4 protein-coding genes are annotated in these 6,527 nt (G+C 35.1%); all 4 read right to left on the bottom strand.

The window, feature by feature from the left end; all coding sequences use genetic code 11:
* Positions 1-109 precede the first annotated feature (109 nt).
* The 4 genes from AC3AX0_RS00940 to AC3AX0_RS00925 all read right to left on the bottom strand — a co-directional run bounded on the left by AC3AX0_RS00940 (position 110) and on the right by AC3AX0_RS00925 (position 6,260).
* Entirely contained in the window at positions 110-1,246 is a 1,137-nt protein-coding gene (locus AC3AX0_RS00940; protein ID WP_487548428.1) for a DEAD/DEAH box helicase, read from the bottom strand.
* Positions 1,247-1,352: 106 nt separating this feature from the next.
* Positions 1,353-2,756: a sigma-54 interaction domain-containing protein gene (locus tag AC3AX0_RS00935; protein WP_487548427.1), complete on the bottom strand. Its 1,404-nt coding sequence runs from the start codon at positions 2,754-2,756 to the stop codon at positions 1,353-1,355.
* Between the two features lie 185 nt (positions 2,757-2,941).
* Positions 2,942-5,314 (bottom strand): trans-4-hydroxy-L-proline dehydratase, encoded by a 2,373-nt coding sequence (gene hypD, locus AC3AX0_RS00930; RefSeq protein WP_487548426.1) that lies wholly within the window; start codon positions 5,312-5,314, stop codon positions 2,942-2,944.
* Positions 5,315-5,336: 22 nt separating this feature from the next.
* Complete coding sequence (locus AC3AX0_RS00925; RefSeq protein WP_487548425.1) at positions 5,337-6,260, bottom strand: glycyl-radical enzyme activating protein; 924 nt, start codon at positions 6,258-6,260, stop codon at positions 5,337-5,339.
* Positions 6,261-6,527: the final 267 nt, after the last annotated feature.

The raw sequence follows: 6,527 nt of genomic DNA, 5'->3' as shown, positions 1-6,527 counted from the left end.
AATATGAGTTTATCAGAATCAATACCTCCGGGCATTCTGTGAAGAAAATGTGCGCTAGTTATTAAATTAAAGATATTTATTTGTTGTACGTCAAAACTGGGTCATAAAATCATTTAACAGGTATGGTGTTATTAATGACTTCAATTGATTTTCCTTGTAATTCTTCAATTTTCTTTAAAAAATTCTTCTCCTCAGTACTACAAAATGATATGGCCATCCCACTTATTCCAGCTCTTCCAGTACGACCAATTCGATGAATAAATGTCTCTGGAACATTTGGAATATTCATATTTATCACGTAAGATATATTGCTTATATCAATACCTCTAGCCGCTACATCCGTAGCAACTAAAACTTTTATTTCTTTATTTTTAAAAAGTTCTAACGCCTTTAATCTTTCTGATTGATTTTTATCACCATGAATGGCTTTAGCTCTAATATTTTGTATGTTGATCGCTTTACATACTTTATCAGCTCTCTTCTTTGTTCTCGTAAAAACAAGAACAGATTCATAAGATTTATTCTCTAGCAAGAATAACAACAATGAAGTTTTTTCTGGTTCTTCTACAAAATACACTTGTTGTTTTATATTAGCACCCATTGGAGATGTACTTTTGTCATCTATCTCAACAGGATTTTTTAAAATAGAATGAACTATTTTCATAACATCTTCTGGCATAGTAGCAGAAAATAATATATTCTGTCTTACATTCGGTAACTTGGAGATTATTGTTTTAATATCTTGTAGCGTCTTTACATCAAGCATCTTATCCGCTTCATCAAGGACAAAGATTTCCACTTTACTCAAATCAACATACCCTTTGCCAATCAAATCTAAAAGTCGTCCAGGTGTAGCAATCAAAATACTTGGTTCTCTTTTTAATACCTTTATATGTTGTTTGGGTGTTATACCACCATAGACAACGCCAATTTTTATATCTAGATATTTTCCATAAGCTTCAAAACTCTCACCAATTTGAATCGCTAACTCTCGAGTAGGTGCTAAAATCAAGGATCTAATCAATTTAGGACCTTCTAATATGACTGGCAATTTCGAAAGAGACTGTAATATTGGTAATGCAAAGGCCGCCGTTTTACCTGAGCCCGTATGTGCACACCCTAGTAAATCATTGCCACTTAATATGGCAGGAATCGCTTTTTCTTGCACCTTAGTTGGCGTTTTGTAATGTTTATCTTCAACTGCTTTTATAATATGTTGATTTAAGTTTAAATCCTGAAATGTCATGTAGGTTCCCCTCTAATTTAATTAAATTTGCAGAAATATATATACTCTATTAAACGTAGACAATTATATCATCTATCAAACAAACATCTTTAATCTCTTTCGGCAACTACAATGTCTTCCTAATGCTTATCCCAAGATTTTTCATCTTGTAGTGCAGTGTCTGCCTTGGAATGTTCAGAAGCCTTGAAGTATCATTGATTGAATAGTTTTTTTCCTTCAATGCTTTTTCAATTACCTGCTTCTCATATTCATTGAGTATTGATTTCAGGGGCTTATCAAAAACTATTTCACAGCGTGCCTCTTTTACATTCTCTTCATTCAAGCTACTTCTATCTTTTAACAAATATGGCATATCTTCAAGGGTTAGCTTGTCACCCTCTGACATTATTACTGAATGCTCGATTACATGTTTAAGTTCTCTAATATTGCCAGGCCAGTCATAGTTATAGAAAAAATTAGCAGCATCTTCACTCAGTCCCTTTGTCTTCCTTCCTACCTCAGCTTCCATCTCTTTGATGAAATAGTCAGTCAATACTCTAATATCCTCTCTTCTCTCACGAAGAGGCGGCATTTCTATACTCAATACATTTATCCTATAAAAAAGGTCTTCCCTGATTTTTTTCTCTTCCAGCGCTTTGATGGGGTTAATATTCATAGCAACTATTATCCTAACATCAACCTTTCTAGTCTTTTTGTCCCCAATCCTTCTTATATATCCATCCTGTATAACCCTAAGAAGCTTTGCCTGGAGTGTTATGTCCATTGAGTTTATTTCATCAAGAAAAAGTGTTCCGCCATCTGCAAGCTCAAATAGTCCCGGTGAATCCTTAGATCCTGTGAAACTTCCCAACGCTGTCCCGAAAAGTATTCCTTCTAGAAGAGTTACAGGTATTGCAGCACAGTTTTGAGCTATAAATGGCTTATCTTTTCTTGTACTACAATTATGAATGCTTTGTACTACCAGTTCTTTTCCCGTACCAGTTTCACCCGACACAAGTACTGAAGAATTCGTTTCAGCAATCTTCCTTATCCTTTCCTTAACCTCCAATATTTCCTTGCTTTCTCCAAGTATACTATTGAGACTATATATTGTTTTCTCATAGGAAATTTTCTTTCCTTTATTTTTTCTTATTTTATCGATTTTCTTATTGAAATCGCCATATTTAACCATATCTCTAGCTATTTCAACAACTCCAACCACTTCACCATCTTCTATTAAGGGGGTGGATGTTGTAAGTATTGTAACCTTTTTGTGATTGTGGTTATAATATTCCTGTATATCTCCAACAATAGGTATGCCTGTCCTTAAAACCCTTAGTATTGTACTAGTTTTTTCTGTAAGCCTTGGAAAAATATCTAGTATATGCTTATTAAGAGCGTTATTCAGGCTAACTCCTGCCTGGTTATCTGCAGATTCATTATAGAAAACAACTTCACCTTTCTTGTTTACTACAAATATACCGTCATCAATATTATCTATAACTAATTCAAGTATTTTCTTATAATCCATATCTTCCCTCACATGTAAACTTTAAAATATTATACCATGAAAATGAACTACTCTCCACTACAGCTCTTGTCAAAGAAATAAAGTTCCCGATAATAATGTACGGTATGTTTCACCTACATTAATAAAGGGAACTTATTATTCTTAAATATATTTTCCATGTTGTTCAGTATAATAAAAATTATTATTTAGCAAAAGGTTTGCTCGGTCCTGTTTATTATCTCATCCTGAAGAGCTTTTTCCAGGTTGTTGAAGTGGTCACTGTATCCTGCGACTCTCACTATGAGATTTGTATATTCTTCAGGTTTTTTTTGTGCCTCAAGAAGAATATTCTTGTCAAATACATTGAATTGTATATGGTGTCCATCCATCCTGAAATATGATTTTACTATAGCTCCAAGATTATTAATTCCCTTCTCTGAAGCAAGTGCTGATGGTGCAAACCTTTGGTTCAGAAGTGTTCCTCCAGTTTCTATCTGATTCATCTTCGCTGCTGACTTCATTACTGCTGTTGGTCCATTTATATCTGCACCTTTTTCGGGAGATATTCCATCTGGAAGTGGTTGATATGCAAGTCTTCCATTTACTGATGCTCTTGTTACGGATCCGAAATATATATGACAGGTTGTAGGTAACATGTTTATCCTGTATTTTCCTCCATATACCGTAGGTCTTCCATTTACCAAGTCCTTGTATGTATTGAAAGCATCAACCATGAGCTCATCTGCGTAGTCGTCATCATTTCCGTATTTAGGAGTGTTTTTAAGAACCATCTTTCTTATAAGGTCATATCCTTCAAAATTATTATCGGCAGCTTCAAGCAATTCAGTCATTGAGAATCTCTTCTCTTCAAATACATTGTACTTTATTGCTGCAAGGCTATCTGCCACTGTTCCTATTCCAACGCCCTGAATATATCTTATATTGTATCTCGATCCACCCTTGTTGTAGTCTGTTCCACTGCTTATACAGTCATCGGTTACAATTGAAAGGAAGGTCGCAGGCATTTCTTCTCCGAAAAGCCTTTCTATAACATTGTTACCCTTAATCTTAATATCAAGGAAATGCTTCATCTGTTTCTTAAATGCTTCAAATACTTCCTCATAGCTTCCGAACTCTTTCCCATTCATCAGTTTAAGTCCAAGCTGCTTTTTTGTTTCCTTGTCGTATCCATCGCCAAGTGTAAGTTCCAGTACCTTTGGCATATTAAAATATCCTGTAAGTATATATGCTTCTCTACCGTGAGCTCCAGTCTCTATGCATCCACTTGCTCCACCGAACATTGCATCATCTTTTGTCTTTCCGGCATCTATAAGTTCCTTTATTATTTCTTCCGTATTGTAAAATGCAGGTTGTCCCCATCCATCTCTTGAAATCTCACAGGCTCTCTTGAGGAATTCTTCCGGTGTCTTTTCACTTATTTGTACATTTGAACTTGGCTGAAGAAGCTTCATCTCATCCATTACATCGAGAATCATGTATGATACGTCATTCACTCCATCTTCACCAGTATAAGGATTAATTCCTCCTGTGTTTATATTCGAGAAATCTGTATATGTTGCACTTTCTTTCAGTGTTATTCCAACTTTTGGAGGTGCAGGTTGATTGTTGAATTTTATCCACATACATTCAAGTATTTCTACTGCTTTGTCCCTAGTTATGGTACCTTCTTCAACTTCCTTCTTATAGAATGGATAGAGATACTGATCAAGTTTTCCAGGTGAGAAAGCATCCCAGGTATTAAGCTCTGTAGTTACTCCAAGATGAACAAACCAGTACATTTGTATTGCCTGTGCAAATGTTTCGGGTTTGTTTGCAGGTACTGTGTCACAATTGTTTGCTATCCACAACAGATCCTCTTTTCTCGTTTCGTTTTCTTCATTTTCAGCAAGCTCCCTTGCATATTTTGCATATCTTCTTCCATACTCCATTATTGCATCACAGGATATTTTCATTCCTTCAAGCTGCTGCTTCTTGTCATGGGCTTCACTATCATTGAAGTAATCAAGGTTGTCTATTGATTCCTGTATTTCATTTTTGAAATCCAAAAATCCCTTTCTGTATATCTTATCATCTGCAACGGTATGTCCCGGAGCTCTTTGCTCCATGAATTCCGTATACATTCCAGCCTGGTAACAATTTCTCCATTCCTCTGTCATGTTTTTAATTATCTTATACCTTATGGACTTATTATGCCAATATGGTATTATTTCTTCTTCATGTATTTTCTTGTCCTCGTCACTTACATTAAATGATATGTATTTTCTATCATCCATTACCTCAAGGTCTTCCATTTCGTGACAGCAAAGATCCGGGAATGTAGGAGCTGTCTGTGGCGATGCTCCTTTTTCTCCTACTATAAGCTCATCCTCTCCAATATAAAGCTTTCTGTTTGAAAGGTAGTTCTTAAAAGCAAGTGCCCTAAGTACAGGTACCGACTCTTCTCCGTAATACTTCTTGTATGTTTCAGTAAGATAAACAGCTCTTTCTGTACTAAGTCTGGGCTGTGTTGTTGTACTTTTTTCTCTTAATCTTTTTATTCTTTCAGTTGATCCTCTCATATCTTATTCTCCTTTCCGCTTTTCAGCCTCCAACAACGACTTTATACCCGTTGTTTTCAAGTCTTTTCTTAATTTCTTCCATTCTTGCATTGGATGGCACTTTCATTCCACTTTCTTCATATCCAATTCCCAGTTTTCTGTACTTGTGCGTTGATATATTGTGATATGGAAGTATGTTAATATTACTGACATTTATATTCTTTAATATTCCAATAGCCTTCTCAATGTCTTCCTCTGATGAGTTAACACCTTCGACCATTATCATCCTTATATTTATCTCAGCTCCCGAATTCGAAAGCTTCTGAAGATTTTCAATTATTTTTTTATTTGAAATACCTGTGTATTCAAGATGTTTCTTTTCGTCTCCAATTTTCAAATCATAAAGGAATACATCCGTATACTCCATGATTATTTCAAAATTTTCAAAGGGTACATGTCCACAAGTATCAACTGCAGTATGAATCTTTTCCTCTTTGAGCTTCTTCAGTATGTCAACCAGAAAATCCACTTGGGTGAGAGGCTCTCCACCTGAAAAAGTTACGCCTCCTTTAGATTCCTCATAGAAAAGCCTGTCCTTTGAAAGTTCCTTAAAAACCTCTTCAACCTCCATATCCTTTCCCGCTATGGTTATTGCCTCATTTAGACAAAAGAGTTCGCATTTTCCGCAGTCCGTACAAAGACTATTATCTGCTACAAGAGTCTTGCCCTTAGGTCCATCAACCATTTTTAAGGCTCCACTTTCACAATGTTCCGCACAGCTTCCACAGGATATGCACTTATCCCTGTCTATCATTATATCTATTCCATAACTTATACTTTCAGGGTTATGGCACCATCTGCATTTCAAGGGACATCCCTTCATAAATACAGTGGTCCTTATGCCTGGTCCGTCATGAATTGAAAATTTCTGTATGTTTAGTATCTTTCCTTTTATAATCCACCTCATATACCGTCTTTTATCTCAAAAACCCTATTTTTTTATCATTTATACTTAATATTATTGCAAATATCATGCCAATTACTAAGACGCTATTTTCAGTTACTTCAAGAAGTATGCTCCACAAATGTAAAAAAAACCGTCATTCGAAGACGGTTTTTTTTACATTTGTAATTTTTTTAAATGGTTCAAACCTGTGTTAAATAATGCAATAATTATAACTAAGTAATGAAGATTTATAGATTATTATGATATAAACTTACATTAAAATTTACT

This window comes from Dethiosulfatibacter sp. (assembly GCF_983023055.1).
The sequence above is the reverse complement of the archived record's forward strand: the minus strand, read 5'-3'. Positions and strand labels throughout refer to the sequence as shown.